Raw genomic sequence first — 21,386 nt, 5'->3', positions numbered from 1 at the left:
CCGGGCCTCCGTTCCGGAAGCCCGCCCGCCGGCGCCAAGACCCGGAGCCGCACCCGCATGAAGGTCTCGCAAGGTCCCCTTCTCGCCCTGTTCGACGACGGCCAAGGCCCCCTCCAGCACCGCCTGTTCGAGCGGCTGCGCGAAGCGATCGTCGGGGGCGCCCTGCGGCCCGGCGAGCGCCTGCCCTCGACGCGGACCCTGGCCCGGGACCTGGACGTCTCCCGCAACACGGTGGTGGCCGCCATCGACCGGCTGGCCGCCGAGGGCTATCTGGAGGCGCGGGTCGGGTCCGGCACCTATGTCGCCCGCGTCCTGCCCGACGAGATGATGACGCCCGCCCTGCGGCTGGCCGATACGGCCGGACGGGCCGCCGCGTCGCGCGCCGCCGCGGCCGAGACGGTGCAGCCCTTCCGCCCCGGCCTGCCGCCGGGGGACCTGTTCGATGCCGACGGCTGGCAGAAGCTGCTGGCGAAGCGCTGGCGCGCCTCCGGCGCCGCCATGCAGGAGCGCGACGGGGCCGGCGGCTGGCTGCCGCTGCGCCGCGTCCTGGCGGCGCATCTCCAGGCCTCGCGCGGCATCCGCTGCGAGGCCGACCAGATCCTCGTGCTTCCCGGCCGCACCGCGGCCGCGACCCTGGCCGCGGCCCTGCTGCTGCGCCCCGGCGATCCGGTCTGGCTGGAGGAGCCGGGCTGCCCCAGGCTGCGGGCGGTGATGGAGGGGCGCGGCCTCCGCCCGGTCGCCGTCCCGGTGGATGCCGACGGCCTGGATCCTGAGCGCGGCCGCCGGCTGCTGGCGGAGCCGCGGCTGGCCGTCGTCTCCCCGGCTTGGCAGTTCCCGCTGGGCGGCACCATGCCGCTGCGGCGCCGGCTGGCGCTGCTGGCCTGGACGCAGCGGTCCGGGGCGTGGCTGCTGGAGGACGACAGCGACGGCGGCTACCGCTATGAGGGCCGGCCGCTGCTGTCCCTGGCCGGGCTGGACGAGGCCGGGCGGGTGCTGCACCTCGGCACGCTGGAGCGCATGGTCGCCCCGGCCCTGCGCGTCGCCTGGCTGGTCGTGCCCGGCGCCCTGGCGGCGGAGGCGGCACGGCTGCGGGCGCTGCTGGACCTGTCCGTGCCGGTGGCCGAGCAGATGGCGCTGCACGACTTCATCGCCGAGGGGCGGCTGGCCGCCCATCTGCGGCGGGCCCGCTGCGCCGCCGAGGAGCGCCAGCAGGCCCTGCTGGACGCCGCCCGGCGGCACTGGGCCGGCGGCATCGAGGTGGCGCCGGCCCCGGCCGGCCTGCATCTGCTCGGCAGGCTGGACGGCCGGCCGGGCGCGGGCGACCGGGCGCTCCAGGCCCGCGCCGCCGCTGCGGGGATCGAACTGGCGGCGCTCTCCGACTTCTACGCCGGTCCGGCCGAACGCGGCGGCCTGGTGCTCGGCTTCGCGGCACAGCCGCCGGAGCGGATCGAGCGCGCCGTTGCCCGCCTCGGCCAGATCCTGCCCGCCTCGGCCGGACGACGGGCGGTCGCGGGATGACCGCAGCTCCGCCGTCCCTTCAGGGCTTCGAATCCAAGTTAAGGGATGGCGGGGTTGAGGAGAGAGGCGAGGTAGTCGTCCGACCATCCTGCCATTTTTCGGCGCGTCTTGAGCGACTTTCGGTCGTTGGCTGCGCGGATGAGGTTGAGGGCGAAGTGGCGGACGACGGCCATGTTTTTGGCACCGTGGCCGGTTCGCAAGCGCGAGAGATCGTCCTTGAAGAGGACGTCGAGCACCCAGTGCAGCCTGTTCTCGATGCCCCAGTGCCCGCGGACGGCGTCGGCGGCGCGTTCGGCGGTGAGCGGGGCGGAGGAGATGAAGTAGCGGGTGTCGGTCCGCGTCCGGTCGCCGATGTGGGCTGTGGTGTGGACGCGGACGATGGCGGCGACGTCGGGCAGGCGCATCTCCCCAGGAAACCGGCGCGTGCCGGAGAGCCAGTCGACCTCACGGATCACGCTCACGTGGCGTTCTTCGACCCGGCCGTGCCCCTTGTCGAGGTCGTGGTGGTGGTCGGCGCCGTCGCCGACGGCGAACGCCACCTCGAGCTCCGCGCGCAGCGTGGGCTGGTTGGCCTTGACGGCGAGGAGGTAGTCGGCGCCCTGGCCCCGGATCGCGGCGGCGATGGTCGGGTTGGTGGCGATGGCGTCGATGGAGACGAGGGCGCCGGCCAACCCGCCGTTCTCGCCGAGCCGGTCGAGCAGCACCGGAATCGCCGCAAGCTCGTTGGCCTTGTCGGGGACCGCCTCCTGGGCGAGCACCAGGCGGGAGGTCGTCGCGAAGGCGGATACGAGGTGGATCGGCGCGGTCCCGGCGCGGCGGTCGTGGCTACGCCGCGAGGTCTTGCCGTCGATGGCGACGAAGTCGGCCCGCCCCGGAAAGGTCGCACGTACCCACGCGGTGAAGGCGGCCGAGAACAGCGCCGGATCGATCCGGTTCATCAGGATCGTCAGCCACCGCTCGCCGGGAACGCCGTGCGCGTAGGGCAGATGCCGACGCAGGAACGGCAGGTGCGCCGCACCCCAGGCCGCGATGTTCTCGTAGTCGTCGCAGTCCGCCATCGTGCCGCACACCACCAAAAGCAGGATCTCCGGCAGCGGATGCAGGATCCGCCGCTCATCCCGCGGGTCCTCTATCCGGCTGAAATGCTCCAAAAGCACCCGAAGCCGCGACTTCGAACCCCAATCGTCCTCGTCCATGACGCCGATCCCGTGCCGTCCGATAACACCGGCCCACAGAATCAGCAGTTCCGCAATCTGTCACCCGCTGTCACATGAGTTCAGTGCCCTGGCCGTCCCTTCCGGAGGCGTGACAAAGCGCACCCGGCGTCGCACCATTCCGCCCGTTCTCTCGACTGAACGGGACGGAACCCATCATGCCCTCCACTGCCCCCCATCTCGGCAATTCCATCGCCAGCCGGGATATCGCCTCCCTGCTGCATCCCTACACGAACCTGAAGGCGCACGAGTCGGTCGGCCCCATGGTCATCACCGGGGGCCGCGGCGTCACCGTCGTGGACGATGCCGGGCGGGAGTATATCGAGGGCGTGGCCGGCCTCTGGTGCACCTCGCTGGGCTTCGACGAGCCCCGGCTGGTGGAGGCGGCGGTGCGTCAGCTCCGCACCCTGCCCTTCTACCATGCCTTCGCCCACAAGTCGCACGAACCCGGGATCGAGCTGGCGGAGAAGCTGGTCGCCCTGGCTCCGGTGCCGATGAGCAAGGCCTTCTTCGCCTGCTCCGGGTCAGAGGCGAACGACACCGCCGTCAAGCTGGTCTGGTACTACAACAACGCCCTGGGCCGGCCGCAGAAGAAGAAGATCATCGGCCGAATCAAGGCCTATCACGGGGTCACCGTCGCCTCGGCCAGCCTGACCGGGCTGCCGAACAACCACCGCGACTTCGACCTGCCGATCGACCGCATCCTGCACACCGACTGCCCGCACTGGTACCGCTTCCACGAGGAGGGAGAGGACGAGGAGGCGTTCGCCAGCCGCCTCGCCGCCAGCCTGGAGGCGCTGATCCAGCGCGAGGGGCCGGAGACGGTGGCGGCCTTCATCGCCGAGCCGGTGATGGGGGCCGGCGGCGTCATCGTGCCGCCGCGCACCTATTTCGAGAAGATCCAGGCCGTCCTGCGGAAGCACGACGTGCTGCTGATCGCGGACGAGGTGATCTGCGGCTTCGGCCGGACCGGGGCCATGTTCGGCAGCGAGACCTTCGGCCTCAAGCCCGACATCATGACCATGGCGAAGGCGCTCACCTCGGCCTACATGCCGCTGTCGGCCGTGCTGGTCAGCGAGCCGATCTACCGGGCCTGCGTCGCGGAGTCCGAGAAGATCGGCGTGTTCGGCCACGGCTACACCTATTCCGGCCATCCGGTGAGCTGCGCCGTCGCCCTGGAGACGCTGAAGATCTACGAGGAACGGGACATTGTCGCCCATACCCGCGCCGTCGGCGCGCGCTTGCAGGAGGGGCTGGCCCGCTACCGCTCCCACCCGCTGGTGGGCGAGGTGCGCGGCGTCGGCCTGATCGCCGGTGTCGAGCTGGTGGCGGACAAGGCGACGCGGCAGCCCTTTGACCCGAAGCTGGGCGTCGCTGCGCGGCTGGCCGGGTTCGCCCAGGGCCATGGCGCCATCCTGCGCCCGATCGGGGACACGCTGGGCTTCTCCCCGCCGCTGATCATCACGCCGGAGGAGGTGGACGAGCTGGTCGCCCGCTTCGGCCGGGCGCTCGACGACACCACCGCATGGCTGGAGCACGAGCACCGCTTCCGTCCGGCGTGACCAACCGCCGCGCTCGGCGGGGCATTGCGGACTTGCGCAGGCCCCGCCGACGGACCAAAGAATTGACCGACATCAACGCTCCCTGGTTTCCCGAGGGATCATGTTGATCGAGCGCGACGCGAGGCCGCGCGACCTCCGGCGAATGGAATGCCCGCCGCTGATCAGGCGTGAACGGGCAGCTCTGGCCGGAGTGGAAATCGATGGCCATTAGGACGCAAGGCCCATGGATTACGAGAGCTTCTTCAAGAGCCAGATCGACGGCCTCAAGCGGGAGGGGCGCTACCGCGTCTTCGCCGATCTTGAGCGACGTGTCGGCGAATTCCCGGTCGCCTCGTTCTTCCCCGAGCCCGAGGCGACTCCGCGTGACGTGACCGTCTGGTGCTCCAACGACTATCTCGGCATGGGCCAGCACCCGGTGGTGATCGGGTCCATGATCGACGCGCTGCACAAGTGCGGCGCCGGTGCCGGCGGCACCCGCAATATCTCCGGCACGAACCACTACCATGTGCTGCTGGAGCAGGAACTCGCCGACCTGCACGGCAAGGAGAGCGCGCTGCTCTTCACCTCGGGCTATATCAGCAACGAGGCGACGCTGAGCACCCTGCCGCGCCTGCTGCCGGACTGCGTGATCTTCTCCGACGCCCTGAACCATGCCTCGATGATCGAGGGCATCCGGCACAGCGGCGCCGAGAAGCACATCTTCCGGCACAACGACCCCGAGCACCTCGACCAGCTCCTGGCCCGTTACCCGAAAGAGCGGCCGAAGCTGGTGGCGTTCGAGTCCGTGTACTCCATGGACGGCGACATCGCCCCGATCGCCGAGATCTGCGATGTGGCCGAAAAGCACGGCGCCATGACCTACCTGGACGAGGTCCACGCGGTGGGCATGTACGGCCAGCGTGGTGCCGGCGTGGCCGAGCGTGACGGCGTGATGCATCGCCTGACGGTCATCGAAGGCACGCTGGGCAAGGCGATCGGCGTCATGGGCGGCTACATCACGGGCTCCAGTGCCCTGGTGGACTGTGTCCGCAGCTTCGCCTCCAGCTTCATCTTCACCACCTCGCTCGCCCCGGTGCTCGCCGCCGGTGCCGCCGCCAGCGTGCGCTTCCTGAAGGAGCACAACGAGCTGCGCGAGAGGCACCAGGAGCGCGCGGCGACCCTGAAGCGCCGGCTCTCCCAGGCCGGGCTGCCGGTGCTGCCGTCGGTCAGCCACATCGTTCCGGTGCTGGTCGGCGATGCGCGCCTGTGCAAGCAGGCCAGCGACGACCTGCTGCGGCTCCACAGCATCTATGTGCAGCCGATCAACTACCCGACCGTCCCCCGCGGGACGGAGCGGCTGCGCATCACGCCGACGCCGTTCCACGACGACGCCAAGATGGACCACTTCGTGGACGCGCTGCTGGACGTCTGGAGCCGCCTGGAGATCCGCCGGGCCGCCTGATCCGTCGGCACCGCTCCGGTTCGCAGGTCAGGGCCGTCCCGTCCGGGGCGGCCCTGACCGTTTGCGCTGTGCGGTTCTGCCTCGTGAAAGGGCGACGGCTGGACCCACCGCCGCATCCCCCTTGCGCCCGCTGGTCCGACATGCGAAAGGCGTCGCGCCGGAAGTGGCGCGTCGCTATAGTGCGCCGCGACCGCTCCCGTTCCCGCGACCAGGATCGTCAGCAGACCATGAAGCCGCTTCGTTTGGTTCCCGACAATACCGCCATCGATTTCGTGAAATGGCGTTTCTTCGGGTTCGGCATCTCCCTGATCCTGGTGCTCATCACCATCGGCGGCCTGTTCTCGACGGGGCTGAACCTGGGCATCGACTTCCGCGGCGGCATCCTGATCGAGGCGCGGGCGCAGCAGACCATTGATTCCGCCGCCCTGCGCCAGCAGCTCGGCAGCCTGGGTCTGGGCGAGGTGCAGCTTCAGCAGTTCGGCGGTCCGAACGACGTTCTGATCCGCGTGCAGCAGCAGGAGGGCGGCGATGCCGCCCAGAACGAAGCGGTGCAGAAAGTCAGGACCGCGCTGGGCGACTCTTACGAATACCGCCGGGTCGAACTGGTCGGCCCGCGCGTCGGTGGGGAGCTGATGCGCCAGGGAGCGATCGCCACGGTGCTGGCGATCATGGCGATCGCTGCCTATGTCGCGTTCCGCTTCGAATGGCAGTTCGGCGTGTCAGCCCTGATCGCCACCTTCCACGACGTGTTCGTGACGCTCGGCCTGTTCATCGTTCTGCAACTGGAGTTCGATCTCACCGCGGTGGCAGCTCTGCTGACCCTGGCCGGCTATTCGATCAACGACACCGTCGTCGTCTTCGACCGGATGCGCGAGCAGATGCGCAAGCACAAGTCCGCCGACCTGAAGACGATCATCAACATGTCGGTGAACCAGACGCTGGGCCGCACGATCCTGACCAGCGGCACGACACTTCTGGCGATCCTCCCGCTGCTGCTGTTCGGCGGCAGCGCCCTGCACAACTTCACCCTGGCCCTGTTCTGGGGCATCCTGGTGGGCACCTTCTCCTCGATCTACGTCGCTGCTTCGATCCTGCTCTACCTGCCGGCGATCCGGCGCGGCGGCGAATCGGTGAAACAGGGCCAGACTGCCGGCGCAGCCTGACCCGCCGTCCTTCCACGGGCGCGACTTCCGGATAGGGGGCTGCGGCGGCCCTTGGAGTCTGACCGGCTTCCGCTATCTTCGACCCTTATCGCGGCAGTCGGCGGCCAGGGGCCGCATCGGGGATACCATCGAACCGCAGCAACGCACCTCCGACATGCTCACGGCGCTTCTGTCGTCGGGCGGCCCGGACCGTGTCAGCATCGGGGAGCTTATCGACTGCCTGGGCGACCGCGCCTTCGGCGTGCTTATCCTGCTCTGCTCGCTGCCCAACTGCATTCCGGGTCCGCCCGGGGTCAGCACCATCACGGGTCTGCCGATTCTGCTGTTCGCGTTACAGCTTCTGATCGGGGGTGACAGGCCCTGGCTGCCCCGGTCGCTGCGGGACCGCTCCTTCTCCCGGGCCGACCTGCTGGGCGTCGTCCGCCGCGCCGATCCCTGGCTCCGGCGTCTGGAACGCCTGTCCCGCCCCCGCCTGCCCGCCCTTGTCACCGGCTGGGCGGAGCGGGCGGCCGGGTTCGTGGTGTTCCTGCTGGCCTTCATCCTGATCCTGCCGATCCCGCTGGGAAACCTGTTCCCCGCCATCGCCATCGCGGTCATCGCCGTGGCACTGATGGAGCAGGACGGAGCCGCACTTCTGGTCGGCTATGTCTGTGCCGTCCTGTCCATGGCGATTTCCTTCGCCGGCCTGCTGGTCGCCCTTCTGATCCTGGCCGAGGTGCTGGAGCGGCTGCTCGGTTAGGCTTTCCCCCGCTGAAGTATTGATCGGCACGGGAAGCCCAGCCTAGAGTGGCAGTGACAGGCCGACTTCCCACCCGGGAACAACCCGGGCCGGCATTCCCGGCAGAGGACGGCGGCTGGAGGAACAGGCCCAGACATGACGACCCGTGCGCCCGACAGCCATGCTCCGTCCGTCCGCAGCATCCTGGTGGCGGACGACGAACCCAGCATCGTGCTGTCGCTCGAATTCATCCTGAAGAAGGCCGGCTTCCGTGTCCGCGTCGTCACGACCGGGGGGGCGGTGCTTCCTGCCATGACGGAGGAGACGCCGGACCTCGTCCTGCTGGACGCGATGATGCCGGAGCGCGACGGCTATGACGTCTGCCAGGAGATCCGCTCGAACCCCGCCTGGTCCGCCATCCCGGTGATCATGCTCACGGCCCGGAGCCGCGAGGTGGAGCGTCAGAAGGGACTGGCCCTGGGCGCCAGCGACTATGTGACCAAGCCCTTCTCCACCCGCGAACTGGTGGAAACCGTGCGGCGGCACCTGGATGCCGCCGACACCACGGGCTCGGCCGCATGAAGCGCGGCCCCGGCCCCGGCGCGCTGTTCTTCGGCATCGCGGCGGCGGCCGTCGTCTTCGCCTTCACCCTGCCCCTGCTGCTTCTCGACGAAGGAACGGACGCGCCCGCGGCAGCCATCGGCGTCGCGGCGGCCTTAGGCACCGCCCTGTTCCTGGGTCTGCTCTGGCTTGTGATGCAGCGCCAGTTCCTCACCCCGGCCCGCCGGCTGGAGGCAGAGGTCCGGATGCTGGCGCAGGCAAGCGGTGAGGTCTCCCTGACGGAAACGGGATTCGCGGCGCTGTCGCCGCTGGCCTCCGCCATCGCCGACCTCTCCGGCCGGCTGGCAGCCGTGCGGGCCGACCGGGAGCGGGCCGTGGCCGAGGCGACCCGACGGGCGGCGGACCTGTCGGACCGGCTGGCCGCCCTGCTGCGCGACCTGCACGAAGGGGTGCTGGTCTGCAATCTCCGCCACCAGATCCTGCTCTACAACGAGGCGGTGCGGGCCATGCTGCCGGCGACCGCCGACCTCGGGCTCGGGCGGTCGCTGCTGCACCTCGTCAGCCGGCAGCCGGTCCAGCACACGCTGGAACGGCTGGTCCGCCGTATCCGCGACGGCCGCCACCGCGACCATGCCGACGGCAGCACGGCCGGCTTCGTCGCCGCGACGGCGGACGGCCGCCTGCTGCATTGCCGGATGGCGGCAATCCTGGGCGTGGACGACGAGGTGACGGGCTATGTCGTCACCGTCGGGGATGCCACGCTGGAACTGGCCTCCCTCGCCCGCCGCGACGCCCTGCTGCGCTCGGCGACGGAGGATGTGCGCCAGCCGCTGGCCAATCTCGGCGCCGCCGTGGGCGCGTTGGCGGACCATCCCGACCTTGCCGCCGAGGAGCGGGCGCCGTTCGACCGGATCATCGCGGAATCCTCCCAGGCCCTGAACCGGACCCTGGAACGGATCACCCACGAATACCGCGCCGGCATCACCGCGTCCTGGCCCATGGAGGACATCCATTCGGGCAACCTGTTCGCCCTGGTGGCGGAGCGCGGCCCGGGGAACGACGGGCCGGAGCTGACCCTCACTGGCCTGCCGGACTGGTTGCATGGCGACAGCTACAGCCTTGTCCTGCTGCTCTCCCATCTGGCCGGGCGGGTGGCGGAGGCGACGGGCCGGCGCCAGTTGGACCTGTCGGTGGAGGCCGATCCGGAGCGGCGCTTCGTCTTCGCCGACCTGACCTGGACCGGCGAGCCGCTGGGAGCCGCCCGGCTGAACCAGTGGCGTGCCGATCCGTTGCCGGAGGCGCTGGCCGGCCTGACGGTCGGCGACATCCTGGAGCTGCACCGCAGCGACCTCTGGTGCGTCCGGCACAAGGAGGGCTGCGCCAAGCTGCGGCTGCCCCTGCCCCGCCCGCAGGAGGCGCATGGACGTCGCAACGACGGCCCGGCGCCGCGGCCGGAGTTCTTCGACTTCGACCTGCTGCACCAGCCGCTGCCCGAAGGCTCCTTCGCCCGGCAGCCGCTGCGCAGCCTGTCCTACGTCGTGTTCGACACGGAGACGACCGGCCTGAACCCCAGCCAGGGGGACGAGATGGTCGCGCTCGCCGGGGTCCGCATCGTCAACGGCCGCATCCTGACCGGCGAGACCTTCCAGACCCTGATCAACCCCGGCCGCGCGATCCCGGCGGCGTCGGCCGCCATCCACGGCATCACCGATGCCATGGTGGCGGAGGCGCCGCGGGCGGAGGCGGTGCTGCCGCCGTTCCGCGCCTTCGTCGGTGACGCCGTGCTGGTCGCGCACAACGCCGCCTTCGACCTCAAGTTCCTGCGCCTGAAACAGCGCGCTGCCGGCGTCCGTTTCGACGGGCCGGTGCTGGACACCATGATCCTGTCCCGCCAGATCCAGGGCGACCACGGCGAGCACTCCCTGGACGGGCTGGCCGCCCGCCTGGGCATCGGACTGGTGGACCGGCACTCGGCCATGGGCGACAGCCTGATGACGGCCGCCATCTTCCTCCGCCTCATGGACATGCTGGAGACCCAGGGCATCCGCACCCTGGACGATGCGATCCGCCGCTCCAACATGGCGGTCGAGCTGGTCGCCCGGGAGCGGGCCTTCTGATGGCCGGGGAGCGTCCGCCGCGGGAGGAGAAGCCCCGTCTGGCCCGGATGGCGGCGCTGTTCGGCTTCGGCCTGCTGGCCTTCAACCCGCCGCTGCTGACCGCTTTCGACAGACCGACGACGGTCTTCGGGCTGTCCGTCCTGCTGCTCTGGATCTTCGGGGCCTGGGCTCTGCTGATCCTGCTGGTCGCCTTGACGGTGGACCGCGACAGCGCCGGCACCGGCTCTGACAGCCGGCCCGACGACGGCGCCGGGGGGCGCGGATGATCCCCGCCCCCGTCGTCATCGCCGTCGGCCTTGTCTACATCCTGTTGCTGTTCGCCATCGCCTATGGCGCGGACCGGCGGGCCGCGGCGGGGGGACCGATCTCAGGCCCCTATGTCTATGCCCTGTCGCTGGCCGTGTTCTGCACGAGCTGGACCTTCTACGGCAGTGTCGGACGGACGGCGACGGACGGGGTCGGCTTCCTGCCGATCTATCTCGGCCCGACCCTGGTGATGACGCTGGGACTGGTGCTTCTGACCAAGATCCTGCGCATCGCGCACCGGCAGCGCTCCACCTCCATCGCCGACTTCATCGCCGCCCGCTACGGCCGCAGCCAGCTCCTCGGCGGGCTGGTGGCGCTGGTGGCGGTGGTGGGGATCACCCCCTACATCGCGCTCCAGCTCAAGGCCATCTCCGTCAGCTTCCAGGTCCTGACCGGCGGGCCGGCGCAGGCGGCCCCCTCGGTCCTGGCGGATACCGGCCTCTGGGTCGCGCTGATCATGGCGGCCTTCGCCATCATGTTCGGGACCCGCTCCATCGACGCCTCGGAGCACCATCCGGGCCTTGTCACCGCCGTCGCCTTTGAAAGCCTGGTGAAGCTGCTGGCCTTCGTGGCCGTGGGTATCGCCGTCGTCTGGGGCGTCTTCGAGGGGCCGGCCGACATGGTGGAGCGCGCCCTGTCCGATCCGGAGACGGCGCGGCTGTTCACGATCGAACCGGCCTTCGGCGGCGGCAACTGGATCGCGGCGATGCTGCTGTCCATGGCCGCGGCCATCTGCCTGCCGCGGCAGTTCCAGGTCATGGTGGTGGAGAACACCGACGAGCGGCACCTCACCCGCGCGCTCTGGGTCTTCCCGCTCTATCTGCTGCTGATCAACCTGTTCGTCGTGCCGATCGCGCTGGCGGGGCTGCTGACCCTGCCGCGGATCGGCATGGACCCGGACATGATGGTGCTCTCCCTGCCGCTGGCCGCGGGGTGGGAGGTGCTGGCGATGGCGGCCTTCATCGGCGGCCTGTCCGCCGCCACCGGCATGATCATCGTGGAGACGGTGGCACTGGCCACCATGGTTTCCAACGATCTGGTGCTGCCGCTGCTGCTGCGCTGGCGGCAGCAGTCGCTGTCCCGCGTACAGGATCTGGGCCGGCTGATGCTGGCGGTCCGGCGTGTCGCCATCGTCGTGCTGCTGCTGCTGGGCTATCTCTACTTCCGGGCGGCCGGCAGCGCCTATGCGCTGGTCTCCATCGGCCTGATCTCCTTCGCCGCCGTCGCCCAGTTCGCCCCGGCGCTGATCGGCGGCCTGTTCTGGGCCGGGGGCACGCGCCGCGGTGCGCTGGCGGGTCTGGGCGGCGGCACGCTGGTCTGGCTCTACACCCTGCTGCTGCCCTCCTTCGCCCGCTCCGGCTGGCTGCCGGTCGAGTTCCTGGAGGCGCCGTTCGGGCTGGACTGGCTGAACCCGTATGAACTGTTCGGACTGCAGGGGATGGTGCCGCTGGCGCACAGCCTGTTCTGGAGCATGGTGGCGAACATCGGGCTCTATGTCGGCGTCTCCGTCCTGGACCGGCCCGACCGGGGCGAACGGGCGCAGGCGACGGCCTTCGTCGAGGTCTTCCAGCAGGAGGAGCCCGCCGGCATCTGGCGCGGACAGGCGACGGTGGGGGAACTCCAGACCCTGCTGGCCCGCTTCCTCGGCCCGGAACGGTCCGAACAGGCGTTCCAGGAGATGGCAGCCGGGCGGCAGCAGCCCCTGTCCGCCGGCGCGCTGGCCGACGCCGACCTGATCCGGCGGGCGGAGCGGCTGCTGGCCGGCGCCATCGGGGCGGCCAGCGCCCGCGTGGCGCTGGCATCCGCCGTCGGCCGGGCGGAAGTCGGGCAGCCCGAACTGCTGCGCATGCTGGACGAGACCAGCCATGTCATCGAGTACAGCCGCCGGCTGGAGCAGAAGTCCGCCGAGCTGGAACGCGCGACGGAGGCCCTGTCCGCCGCCAATGTCCGGCTGATGGAGCTGGACCGGATGAAGGACGACTTCCTTTCCACCGTGACGCACGAGCTGCGCACGCCGCTCACCTCCGTCCGCGCCCTGTCGGAAATCCTCTACGACACGCCCGAGCTGCCGGAGGAGCAGCGCCAGAAGTTCCTCGCCACCATCATCAAGGAGAGCGAGCGCCTGACCCGCCTGATCAACCAGGTGCTGGACATGGCGAAGATCGAGGCCGGGGAGATCGACTGGCACATCGCCTCGCTGGACATCGCCGCGCTGGCGCGCGAGGCGGCGGACTCGACCCGCCAGCTCTTCCGCGACAAGGGTGTGGCGCTGGAGCTTGATCTGCCGGAGGGCAACCTGCCCCCCGCACTCGGCGACAGCGACCGCCTGATCCAGGTGATGGTGAACCTCTTGTCGAATGCCGTGAAGTTCGCCCCGGCCGAGGGCGGCCGTGTGCGTCTCTCGCTGCGACCGGCGCCGCACGCGCTGGAGGTGGCGGTGGACGACAACGGCCCCGGCATCGCCCCCGAGTATCACGAGGCCGTCTTCGAGAAGTTCCGGCAGGTCGGCTCGGCCAAGACCGGCAAACCCCAGGGCACCGGGCTGGGTCTTGCCATCTGCCGCCGACTGGTGGACGGCATGGGCGGCCGCATCTGGGTGGAGAGCACGCCCGGCGCCGGCGCCACCTTCCGCTTCCGCATTCCCGCCGCCGTCCGGCAGGCCGCCGCCCCCGTCCTGGCGGACGGTGCGTGACCTGTCCCGGCCGGTCGGTGCGCGGGCCAGCCATCGCGTTGACGCGCGGGCGGACCGGACAGGGTTCCTTGCATTCGCACCGTGCAGGCATTAGCTTCGCGGCCAAATCCGGACCGGCGTGTGCCGGACGTTCCGGGCTGCGCTTCCCTTCAGAAAGTGTGGTGCCGCGGCATGAAATCCGCCGTCATCGTCTTCCCCGGATCGAACTGCGACCGCGACATCGCCGTGGCGTTCGAGAAGGCCTCCGGTCGCAAGCCGCACATCGTCTTCCACAAGGACACGGAACTGCCGGAAGTGGATGTCATCGGCATCCCTGGCGGCTTCTCCTACGGCGACTATCTGCGCTGCGGGGCGATGGCGGCACACTCCCCCATCATGCGGGTGGTGCGTGAGCGGGCGGCCAGGGGCGTCCGCGTCATCGGCGTCTGCAACGGCTTCCAGATCCTGACCGAAGCCGGGCTGCTGCCCGGTGCGCTGATCCGGAACCGGACCCTGAAGTATGTCTGCAAGACCGTCGCCCTGCGGGTCGAGCGGACGGACAGCGCCTTCACGGGACGCTACACCGAGGGCCAGACGATCCGGATTCCCATCGGCCATGGCGAAGGCAACTATGTCGCCGATGCCCCGACGCTGGACCGGCTGGAGGGAGAGGGGCTGGTGGCCTTCCGCTATGTCGGGGTCGCCGGTTCCACCGATGCGGAGGGCAACCCCAACGGCGCCGCCCGCAACATCGCCGGCATCTACAACGAAACCCGCACGGTGCTCGGCATGATGCCGCACCCGGAGCGCGCCTTCGAGCCGCTGCACGGCAATACCGATGGCCGCGCCCTGTTCGATAGCCTGGTGGAGAGCCTGTCGTGACCGTGTCGCTTCCCAAGGAACCCGAGGTCACCGAAGCCCTCGCCCTGGAACACGGCTTCAAGCCGGACGAGTACAGGCGCCTGCTGGACATCCTCGGCCGCACCCCGACCTTCACCGAGCTGGGCATCTATTCGGTGATGTGGTCGGAGCACTGCTCTTACAAGTCATCGCGCGTCTGGCTGCGCAAGTTCCCCACCAAGGCGCCCTGGGTGATCTGCGGCCCGGGCGAGAATGCGGGCGTCATCGACATCGGCGACGGGCTGACCGCCATCTTCAAGATGGAGAGCCACAACCACCCGTCCTACATCGAGCCGTTCCAGGGGGCGGCGACCGGCGTCGGCGGCATCCTGCGCGACGTCTTCACGATGGGTGCGCGCCCCGTCGCCAACCTGAACGCGCTGCGTTTCGGGGAGCCGGGGCATGCGAAGACCCGCTCGCTGGTAGCCGGAGTCGTGGCCGGCATCGGCCACTACGGTAACTGCGTCGGCGTGCCGACGGTGGGTGGCGAGACCAATTTCGACAAGGCGTACAACGGCAACTGCCTCGTCAACGCCATGACCGTGGGCATCGCCCCCGTCGACCGCATCTTCTATTCGAAGGCGGCGGGCGTGGGGAACCCGGTGGTCTATGTCGGCTCCAAGACGGGCCGCGACGGCATCCACGGCGCCACCATGTCGTCGGCGGAGTTCAGCGAGGATACCGAGGAGAAGCGCCCGACCGTGCAGGTCGGCGATCCCTTCACGGAAAAGCTGCTGATCGAGGCGTGCCTGGAGCTGATGGCGACGGACGCCATCGTCTCCATCCAGGACATGGGGGCCGCCGGCCTCACCAGCTCGTCGGTGGAGATGGCCGGCAAGGGCGGCCTGGGCATCGTGCTGGACCTGGACGACGTGCCCCAGCGCGAGACGGGCATGACCCCCTATGAGATCATGCTCTCCGAATCGCAGGAGCGCATGCTCATGGTCCTGAAGCCCGGCCGCGAGGATGAGGCGCGCCGGATCTTCGAGAAGTGGGACCTGGACTTCGCCGTCATCGGCCGCCTGACCGATACCGGACGCTTCGTCATCCGCATGCACGGCCGGACGTGGTGCGACCTTGAACTGGCCCCGCTGTTCGACGAGGCGCCGCTCTATACCCGCCCGACCGAGCCGACGCCGAAGCCGGCCCCGCTGGCTCTGCCGCCGGAGGCGCTGGTCCGTGGTGCCGCGGTGAAGGACGCACTGCTGACGCTCGTCGCCTGCCCCGACCTCGCCTCCAAGCGCTGGATCTGGGAGCAGTACGACAGCCAGGTCATGGCCGACACGAAGTTCATGTCGGGTCAGGCCGATGCGGCCGTCGTGCGCGTCCACGGCACGGCCAAGGGGCTGGCGATCACCTCCGACGTGACGCCGCGCTACTGCCACGCCGATCCCTTCGAGGGCGGCAAGCAGGCGGTGGCCGAGGCGTGGCGCAACCTGACCGCCACGGGGGCGCAGCCGCTGGCCATCACCGACAACATGAACTTCGGCAATCCCGAGAAGCCGCGGATCATGGGCCAGTTCGCGGACTGCGTGGAGGGGATGGCCGAGGCCTGCCGCCTGCTGGACTTCCCCGTCGTGTCGGGCAATGTCAGCCTCTACAACGAGACCAACGGCGAGGCTATCCTGCCGACCCCCACGGTCGGCGGCGTCGGCCTGCTGAAGGATGTGGAAACGGCAGTGCCGCTGGCCTTCCAGGCTGCGGGGCAGAGCATCCTGCTGGTGGGCGATGGCGCCGGCCATCTGGGCCGCAGCCTCTATCTGCGCGAGGTGCTGGGCCGCGAGGACGGTCCGCCGCCGCCGGTCGATCTGGAGGTGGAGCGGCGCAACGGCGATTTCGTCCGCACCCTGATCGCGGACGGGCTGGTCACGGCCTGCCACGACATCTCCGATGGCGGGCTGTTGATCGCCCTGGCGGAGATGGCGATGGCATCGGGCATCGGCTGCCATGTGATCGGGCTTGAGGAACTGGATGCCGGCTTCCTGTTCGGCGAGGATCAGGCGCGCTACATCCTGACCGTGGCACCGCAGCAGGCCTCTCTGGTCAGGGAACGGGCTGCTGCGGCCGGCGTGCCCGTCGCCGCCCTGGGCACCACGGGCGGCGATGCGTTGACAGGTGACGCCGGCATGATCATATCGGTCGCGGACCTGAAGCGGGCCAACGAGAGCTGGCTGCCGGCCTACATGGCAGGCGACGCCAAGGCGTGACCCGGTCAGGCCGCAATAATCGACCAAGAACAAGAGGGCGGGACGAAACATGGCCATGGATGCGGGAGAGATCGAGCGGCTGATCCGCGACGGAATCCCCGATGCGGTGGTCCGCATCGACGATCTGCGCGGCGACGGCGACCATTACGCCGCCTACGTCGAATCACCCGCTTTCGCGGGCAAGACCCGGGTGCAGCAGCATCAGATGGTCTACGCCGCCTTGCGCGGCCAGATGGGGAACGAGCTGCACGCCCTTGCCCTGACCACCGTCGTGCCCAAGGCGTGACGGTTCCGGGCGGCGCCGCATCGGTTGCGCCCCCGGGAACAGGACGGACCAGAACGATCGCAGGTCGGGTCGGGCGGAAGAGGGCCGGACACCGACGGACACGAAGGAAACCAGACAGATGGACCAGACCGTTCACGAGCGTATCCGCCGGGACATCACCGACAACGATGTCGTCCTGTACATGAAGGGCACGCCGGTCTTCCCGCAGTGCGGGTTCTCCGCCGCCGTCGTTCAGGTGCTGAGCCATATCGGCGTCAAGTTCAAGGGCATCGACGTGCTGGTGGACCCGGCCCTGCGCCAGGGCATCAAGGAGTTCACCAACTGGCCGACGATCCCGCAGCTCTACGTGAAGGGCGAGTTCGTCGGTGGCTGCGACATCGTCCGCGACATGTTCGAATCGGGTGAACTGGTTCCCTTCTTCAAGGAGAAGGGCGTCGAGGTTCCCGAGAACGTCTGACCCTGCACTGCAAGGTCTCTGTGACGAAGGCCGTGCCTCCGGGCGCGGCCTTCGTGCGTTTCAGGGGCCGGCCTGTGCCCATGGAACGCCCGTCCGCGCGTCTGCACGACCACCCCGCGGACGGAACCCGGACGGTTGTAACGGCGGTTGCCGAAGCCCTCCGGAGTCGGCATCGTCCTCGGCTGACTTAGCCGGGAGGCTCCATGCCGAAGACTTTCACCGACCGTTTCCTTGATGTCATCGAACGCGCCGGTAACCGTTTGCCGGACGCCGTCACCCTGTTCCTCTGGATGATGCTGATCCTCGTGGTGGCCTCGGTGGCCGCCGGTCTGGCCGGCGCCTCGGTGCCGCATCCGACCACCCGCGAGCCCATCGCCATCGTCAACCTGCTGCAACCGGCCATCATCTCCCGCTGGCTGGCGGAGATGCCGCACACCTTCACCGGCTTCGCCCCCCTGGGCACGGTCCTGCTGGCCATGGTCGGCGTCGGCTTCGCCGAGAAGGTCGGCCTGATCGGCGCGGCCCTTGCGGGCTTCGTGCGGAAGATGCCGCAGCGCCTGCTGACCGTCGCCATCGTCTTCGCCGGCGTCATGTCCAGTCTGGCGGTCGATGCCGGCTACGTGGTGCTGATCCCGCTGGCGGCCGTCGTCTTCGCCAATGCCGGCCGACACCCGATCGCAGGCCTGACGGCGGCCTTTGCCGGTGTCTCCGCCGGTTTCTCCGCCAACCTGTTCCCGACACCGCTGGACGCGCAGCTCGCCGGCCTGACGCAGGAGGCGGCCCGGCTTATCGCGCCGGGCTACGAGGTGATGATCACCTCCAACTACTTCATCATGGCGGCGCTGGTGCCGCTGTTCACCCTCATCGGCGCCTTCGTCTCCGAGCGGATCATCGAGCCGCGGCTGGGGCCCTGGCAGGGCGGCGTCAGCGACGATGCCGACGAGCATGCCCTGACGGAGGAGAAGCGCCGGGGCCTGCGCAACGCCGGGCTGGCCTTCCTGGGCATCAGCATCGGACTGGTTCTGATGACGGTGCCGGAAGGGGCGATCCTGCGCGACGCCGAGGGCTCGCTGCGTCCCTTCCTGAAGGGGATGGTCGCCATCCTGTCGCTGACCTTCCTGATCTGCGGCATCGTCTACGGCATCACGGTCGGCGCCGTGCGCTCGGACAAGGACGTGGTGCGGATGACCACGGCCAGCATGGCGGATCTGGGCTATTACATCATCCTGGTCCTGGCGATGAGCCAGTTCACCACCCTGTTCTCCTGGTCCAACTTCGGCCCCTGGCTGGCGGTCCACGGGGCGGCCTGGCTTGAGGCGATGCACATCACCGGCTCGCCCCTGATCGTCGGCTTCATCCTGCTGGCCGGCCTGATCAACCTGCTGATCGGCAGTGCTTCGGCCAAGTGGGCGCTGCTGGCGCCGACCTTCGTGCCGATCTTCATGCTGCTGGGCCTGTCGCCGGAGTTCAGTCAGGCCGTCTACCGCATGGGCGATGCCTTCACCAACGTCATCACCCCGCTGATGGCCTACTTCCCGCTGGTGGTGGTGTTCGCCAGCCGCCACATGAAGGGATTCGGCATCGGCAGCCTGATCTCCTTGATGCTGCCCTATTCGCTGGCCTTCGGCATCGGCTCCACGGCGCTGACCATCGGCTGGTATCTCCTGGACCTGCCGCTCGGCCCCGACGGGACGGGCATCCACTACAAGGCGGGTTGAGCGCCACCCTGAGGCACCGCCTTATCGGGAGCGCCCGTGTCGGCAGCGGACGGGGCCGGTCACCCGGCCCCCAGACCGATGACAAACCCCGTCGTTTTCGGCGGGGTTTTCATTTTTGGGGATTGCGGCTGTCGAAACTGGTTGGGTGGATCGGGCAGACAGGGAGGTTTCTGTCTCAGGCTGGCCGGAGGGCTGCCTTCGGGGCGATTGCGAGGGCGATTTTCTTGATGTTCTGGGCGGCGGCGGCGAGCAGGCACTGCCAGGTGACGCCGAGGAGGCCGCGGAAGCGTGCGTAGCGGTGCCCGAAGAGCTGTTTGGCGTCGGCAAAGGAGCGTTCGACCGTCTCTTTTCGTCGCTTGTAGATGGCCTTGCCCCAGGGGGTCTTGCGGTGGGCGTCGGTGCGCTCGCGGATGTCGGCCCAGAGGTGGCGGGTGATGGTGCGGACGGCCTTGGGGTTGCGGGTGCACGACGCGAGCAGCGGGCAGGCGAAGCAGAGGGCCGGATCGCTCCTGTAGTGGCGGTAGCCGTTGCGGTCGGTGGTGGCGTAGGCGAGGGCCTGTCCGCCGGGGCATGACCAGGTGTCGGTCCCGGGCTCGTAGGTGAAGGCGCTCTTGGGCATCATCCCCGGGGCCGGGGGTGTCGGTCGGTTGTAGCCGGTGACGCCGAGGATGGCGCGGTCCTCCAGCCCCTTTGCGATCCCGGCCGTGGCATAGCCGGCGTCCAGCCCGACGGCCTTGACGTCGAGCGCGAAGCGGGCGCGCTGGCGGTCGAGCCGGCCGAGATAGACGATGCTGTCGTGCACGTTGGCGGGGGTGGCGAAGCTGTCGGTGATGATGCCATGGCGCCCATCCACGGTGCGGTGATCAAGGTAGAAGAAGCCGGTGGGCTTGCCATCGCGCACCATGTAGCCGCTCTCCGGATCGGTGCGGCTGATCTTGGTCTCCTTCTCGGGCGGCTGCCGGTCCTTGGGCTTGAGGGGCTTCTTGCCGTGGGTGGCGCGGTCCGCCTCCACCGCCCGGTCCAGATCGTCCCAGTAATCCGCCCGCGACTTGGCGACCACCGCCTTGTCGTAGCGGTTCTTGTTGGCGTTGGCCTTGAGGTGGGTGCTGTCGGTGTAGAGCACGGTGCCGTCCACCAGCCCGTGGCCGATCGCCTGCTCCACCACATGGTCGAAGATGTCCTGCGCCACGGAGGTGTCCCGGTAACGCCGGCGCCGGTTCTGGCTCAGCGTCGAGGCGTCGAACACCGGATCGGTCAGGCGCAGACCCAGAAACCAGCGATACGCCACGTTCACCTGGATCTCGCGCACCAGCTGGCGTTCGGAGCGGATGCCGAACAGGTAGCCGATGAACAGCGCCTTGAACATGACAACCGGATCAAGGGCCGGACGGCCGTTGTCCGGACAGTAAAGCCCGGACACGCGATCATGGATGAAGGAGAAGTCGATCACCGCGTCGATCTTGCGAAGCAGGTGATCGGGCGGAACCAGACCGTCGAGCGTCACCATCTCGATTTCAGTCTGCTGCGCCGTCGGTTTCCTCAGCATGACCAATCGAATCACAAAGGCCCGGCTCACGCCAGGCCTTTGTCAGCAGTCTGGGGGCCGGTCACCCGGCCCCGTCCCCCCTTCCTACTCGCCCTTGAGAAAGGCCCGGACTTCACGCTGGAAGGTCCCGGGCTGGTCGAACATGATGAAGTGGTAGGCATCGGGGATGCGCGTCAGCGTCACCGCCGGTGCCGTGGCGTAGAGCGCCCGGTAGGCGCCGGCCAGTTGCTCCTCCGTCAGCGGCGAGTTCGGCGCCCGTACCCAGAGCACCGTCAGCGGCCCCTGGATGGCCGGCAGCTCCGGCCGCAGGTCGGTAACGATCAGCTCGTACATGGCCTGGGCCGAGACGGCCCGGTCGCTCGCCAGCGAATGGGCAACGGGCCGGGCACGCATCCCCTCCTCCCGCACCATGGTGGCGATGGTAGCCTCGATCCTGGCCTTCCGGTCGGCATCGCTGGATTTCAGCAGCCCCTCGCGGATCTGGGCGGCGATGGCCTGAACGCCCTCCGGCGGGGTGCCCGGCGGCGCATAGAGCGCGCCGAGATAGGGCAGCATGTCCACGACCATGACCCGCGACGCCGTCTCCGGATGGCGTGCCGCCACCATCATGGCCCAGAGCCCGCCGAGCGAATGCCCGATCAGGGCCGGGCGGTCCAGTCCGCTCTCGGTGATGTAGCGGGCGATCTCCTCCGCCACCGGGGCGACCACGGGTCCCTCGGCGTTCGCTCCCACCGGCGCACCGGCGAAGCCGGCGACCTGGATCAGATGATAGCGGTAGCCGGGGATGGCCTCGACCGTCCCCTCCCAGACCTCGGGGGAGGAGCTGAGGCCCGGGATCAGCACCACGTCGGGACCGCTGCCGCGGACGCTGACGCTGATGCGGTCGCTCTTGAAGGCGGCCCCGGCCGGCGGTGCCAGGGCCGACGAGAAGAGCAGCAGGAGCAGGACGAGAAACGGACGGATCATCGCGCGGGCCTTTCCACGGGAATGTCGGACATGGC

General features: G+C 69.4%; 17 protein-coding genes. 14 read left to right on the top strand and 3 right to left on the bottom strand.

Annotated elements, in window-relative coordinates:
- Positions 1–57 precede the first annotated feature (57 nt).
- Complete coding sequence (gene pdxR / locus RC1_RS04740; protein ID WP_012566212.1) at positions 58–1,518, top strand: MocR-like pyridoxine biosynthesis transcription factor PdxR; 1,461 nt, start codon at positions 58–60, stop codon at positions 1,516–1,518.
- A gap of 38 nt (positions 1,519–1,556) precedes the next feature.
- Here pdxR and RC1_RS04735 read toward each other — a convergent pair whose 3' ends face one another.
- Positions 1,557–2,714, bottom strand: a complete 1,158-nt coding sequence (locus RC1_RS04735; RefSeq protein ID WP_012566211.1) for an ISAs1-like element ISRce1 family transposase — start codon at positions 2,712–2,714, stop codon at positions 1,557–1,559.
- Between the two features lie 176 nt (positions 2,715–2,890).
- Here RC1_RS04735 and RC1_RS04730 point away from each other — a divergent pair, with 176 nt between their 5' ends.
- The 13 genes from RC1_RS04730 to RC1_RS04670 all read left to right on the top strand — a co-directional run bounded on the left by RC1_RS04730 (position 2,891) and on the right by RC1_RS04670 (position 18,839).
- Complete coding sequence (locus tag RC1_RS04730) at positions 2,891–4,294, top strand: aspartate aminotransferase family protein (RefSeq protein WP_012566210.1); 1,404 nt, start codon at positions 2,891–2,893, stop codon at positions 4,292–4,294.
- A 223-nt stretch (positions 4,295–4,517) separates the two neighbouring features.
- Positions 4,518–5,735, top strand: coding sequence for a 5-aminolevulinate synthase (hemA, locus tag RC1_RS04725; RefSeq protein ID WP_012566209.1), 1,218 nt, complete (start codon positions 4,518–4,520; stop codon positions 5,733–5,735).
- A 227-nt stretch (positions 5,736–5,962) separates the two neighbouring features.
- Positions 5,963–6,898 (top strand): protein translocase subunit SecF, encoded by a 936-nt coding sequence (secF, locus tag RC1_RS04720; protein WP_012566208.1) that lies wholly within the window; start codon positions 5,963–5,965, stop codon positions 6,896–6,898.
- Between the two features lie 154 nt (positions 6,899–7,052).
- Positions 7,053–7,637 (top strand): exopolysaccharide biosynthesis protein, encoded by a 585-nt coding sequence (locus tag RC1_RS04715; RefSeq protein ID WP_012566207.1) that lies wholly within the window; start codon positions 7,053–7,055, stop codon positions 7,635–7,637.
- 135 nt (positions 7,638–7,772) lie between these two features.
- Positions 7,773–8,198 carry a response regulator transcription factor gene (locus tag RC1_RS04710; protein ID WP_012566206.1) on the top strand — a complete coding sequence of 142 codons (426 nt, stop codon included), beginning with the start codon at positions 7,773–7,775 and terminating at the stop codon, positions 8,196–8,198.
- Complete coding sequence (locus RC1_RS04705; protein WP_012566205.1) at positions 8,195–10,294, top strand: 3'-5' exonuclease; 2,100 nt, start codon at positions 8,195–8,197, stop codon at positions 10,292–10,294. Before RC1_RS04710 ends, RC1_RS04705 begins: the two co-directional genes overlap by 4 nt.
- Complete coding sequence (locus RC1_RS04700) at positions 10,294–10,560, top strand: hypothetical protein (protein WP_012566204.1); 267 nt, start codon at positions 10,294–10,296, stop codon at positions 10,558–10,560. The genes RC1_RS04705 and RC1_RS04700 overlap by 1 nt, the downstream gene beginning before the upstream one ends.
- Positions 10,557–13,292: a sensor histidine kinase gene (locus tag RC1_RS04695; protein ID WP_012566203.1), complete on the top strand. Its 2,736-nt coding sequence runs from the start codon at positions 10,557–10,559 to the stop codon at positions 13,290–13,292. Before RC1_RS04700 ends, RC1_RS04695 begins: the two co-directional genes overlap by 4 nt.
- A gap of 171 nt (positions 13,293–13,463) precedes the next feature.
- Positions 13,464–14,153 (top strand): phosphoribosylformylglycinamidine synthase subunit PurQ, encoded by a 690-nt coding sequence (gene purQ, locus RC1_RS04690; protein WP_012566202.1) that lies wholly within the window; start codon positions 13,464–13,466, stop codon positions 14,151–14,153.
- Complete coding sequence (gene purL / locus RC1_RS04685) at positions 14,150–16,378, top strand: phosphoribosylformylglycinamidine synthase subunit PurL (RefSeq protein ID WP_012566201.1); 2,229 nt, start codon at positions 14,150–14,152, stop codon at positions 16,376–16,378. Before purQ ends, purL begins: the two co-directional genes overlap by 4 nt.
- A gap of 49 nt (positions 16,379–16,427) precedes the next feature.
- On the top strand, positions 16,428–16,664 hold the full coding sequence (locus RC1_RS04680; protein WP_012566200.1) for a BolA family protein: 237 nt from the start codon (positions 16,428–16,430) through the stop codon (positions 16,662–16,664).
- A 118-nt stretch (positions 16,665–16,782) separates the two neighbouring features.
- Positions 16,783–17,121 carry a Grx4 family monothiol glutaredoxin gene (grxD, locus tag RC1_RS04675; protein ID WP_012566199.1) on the top strand — a complete coding sequence of 113 codons (339 nt, stop codon included), beginning with the start codon at positions 16,783–16,785 and terminating at the stop codon, positions 17,119–17,121.
- Positions 17,122–17,324: 203 nt separating this feature from the next.
- On the top strand, positions 17,325–18,839 hold the full coding sequence (locus RC1_RS04670; RefSeq protein WP_012566198.1) for an AbgT family transporter: 1,515 nt from the start codon (positions 17,325–17,327) through the stop codon (positions 18,837–18,839).
- A gap of 175 nt (positions 18,840–19,014) precedes the next feature.
- Here the strand turns inward: RC1_RS04670 and RC1_RS04665 are convergent, their stop codons facing one another.
- Positions 19,015–20,385 carry an IS1182-like element ISRce2 family transposase gene (locus RC1_RS04665; protein ID WP_012566799.1) on the bottom strand — a complete coding sequence of 457 codons (1,371 nt, stop codon included), beginning with the start codon at positions 20,383–20,385 and terminating at the stop codon, positions 19,015–19,017.
- Positions 20,386–20,469: 84 nt separating this feature from the next.
- On the bottom strand, positions 20,470–21,351 hold the full coding sequence (locus RC1_RS04660) for an alpha/beta fold hydrolase (protein ID WP_012566197.1): 882 nt from the start codon (positions 21,349–21,351) through the stop codon (positions 20,470–20,472).
- Positions 21,352–21,386: the final 35 nt, after the last annotated feature.

This window comes from Rhodospirillum centenum SW, assembly GCF_000016185.1.
GTDB classification, from domain to species: Bacteria; Pseudomonadota; Alphaproteobacteria; order Azospirillales; family Azospirillaceae; genus Rhodocista; species Rhodocista centena.
Note: the sequence above shows the minus strand (reverse complement) of the source record. Positions and strands in the feature narration are given on the sequence as shown.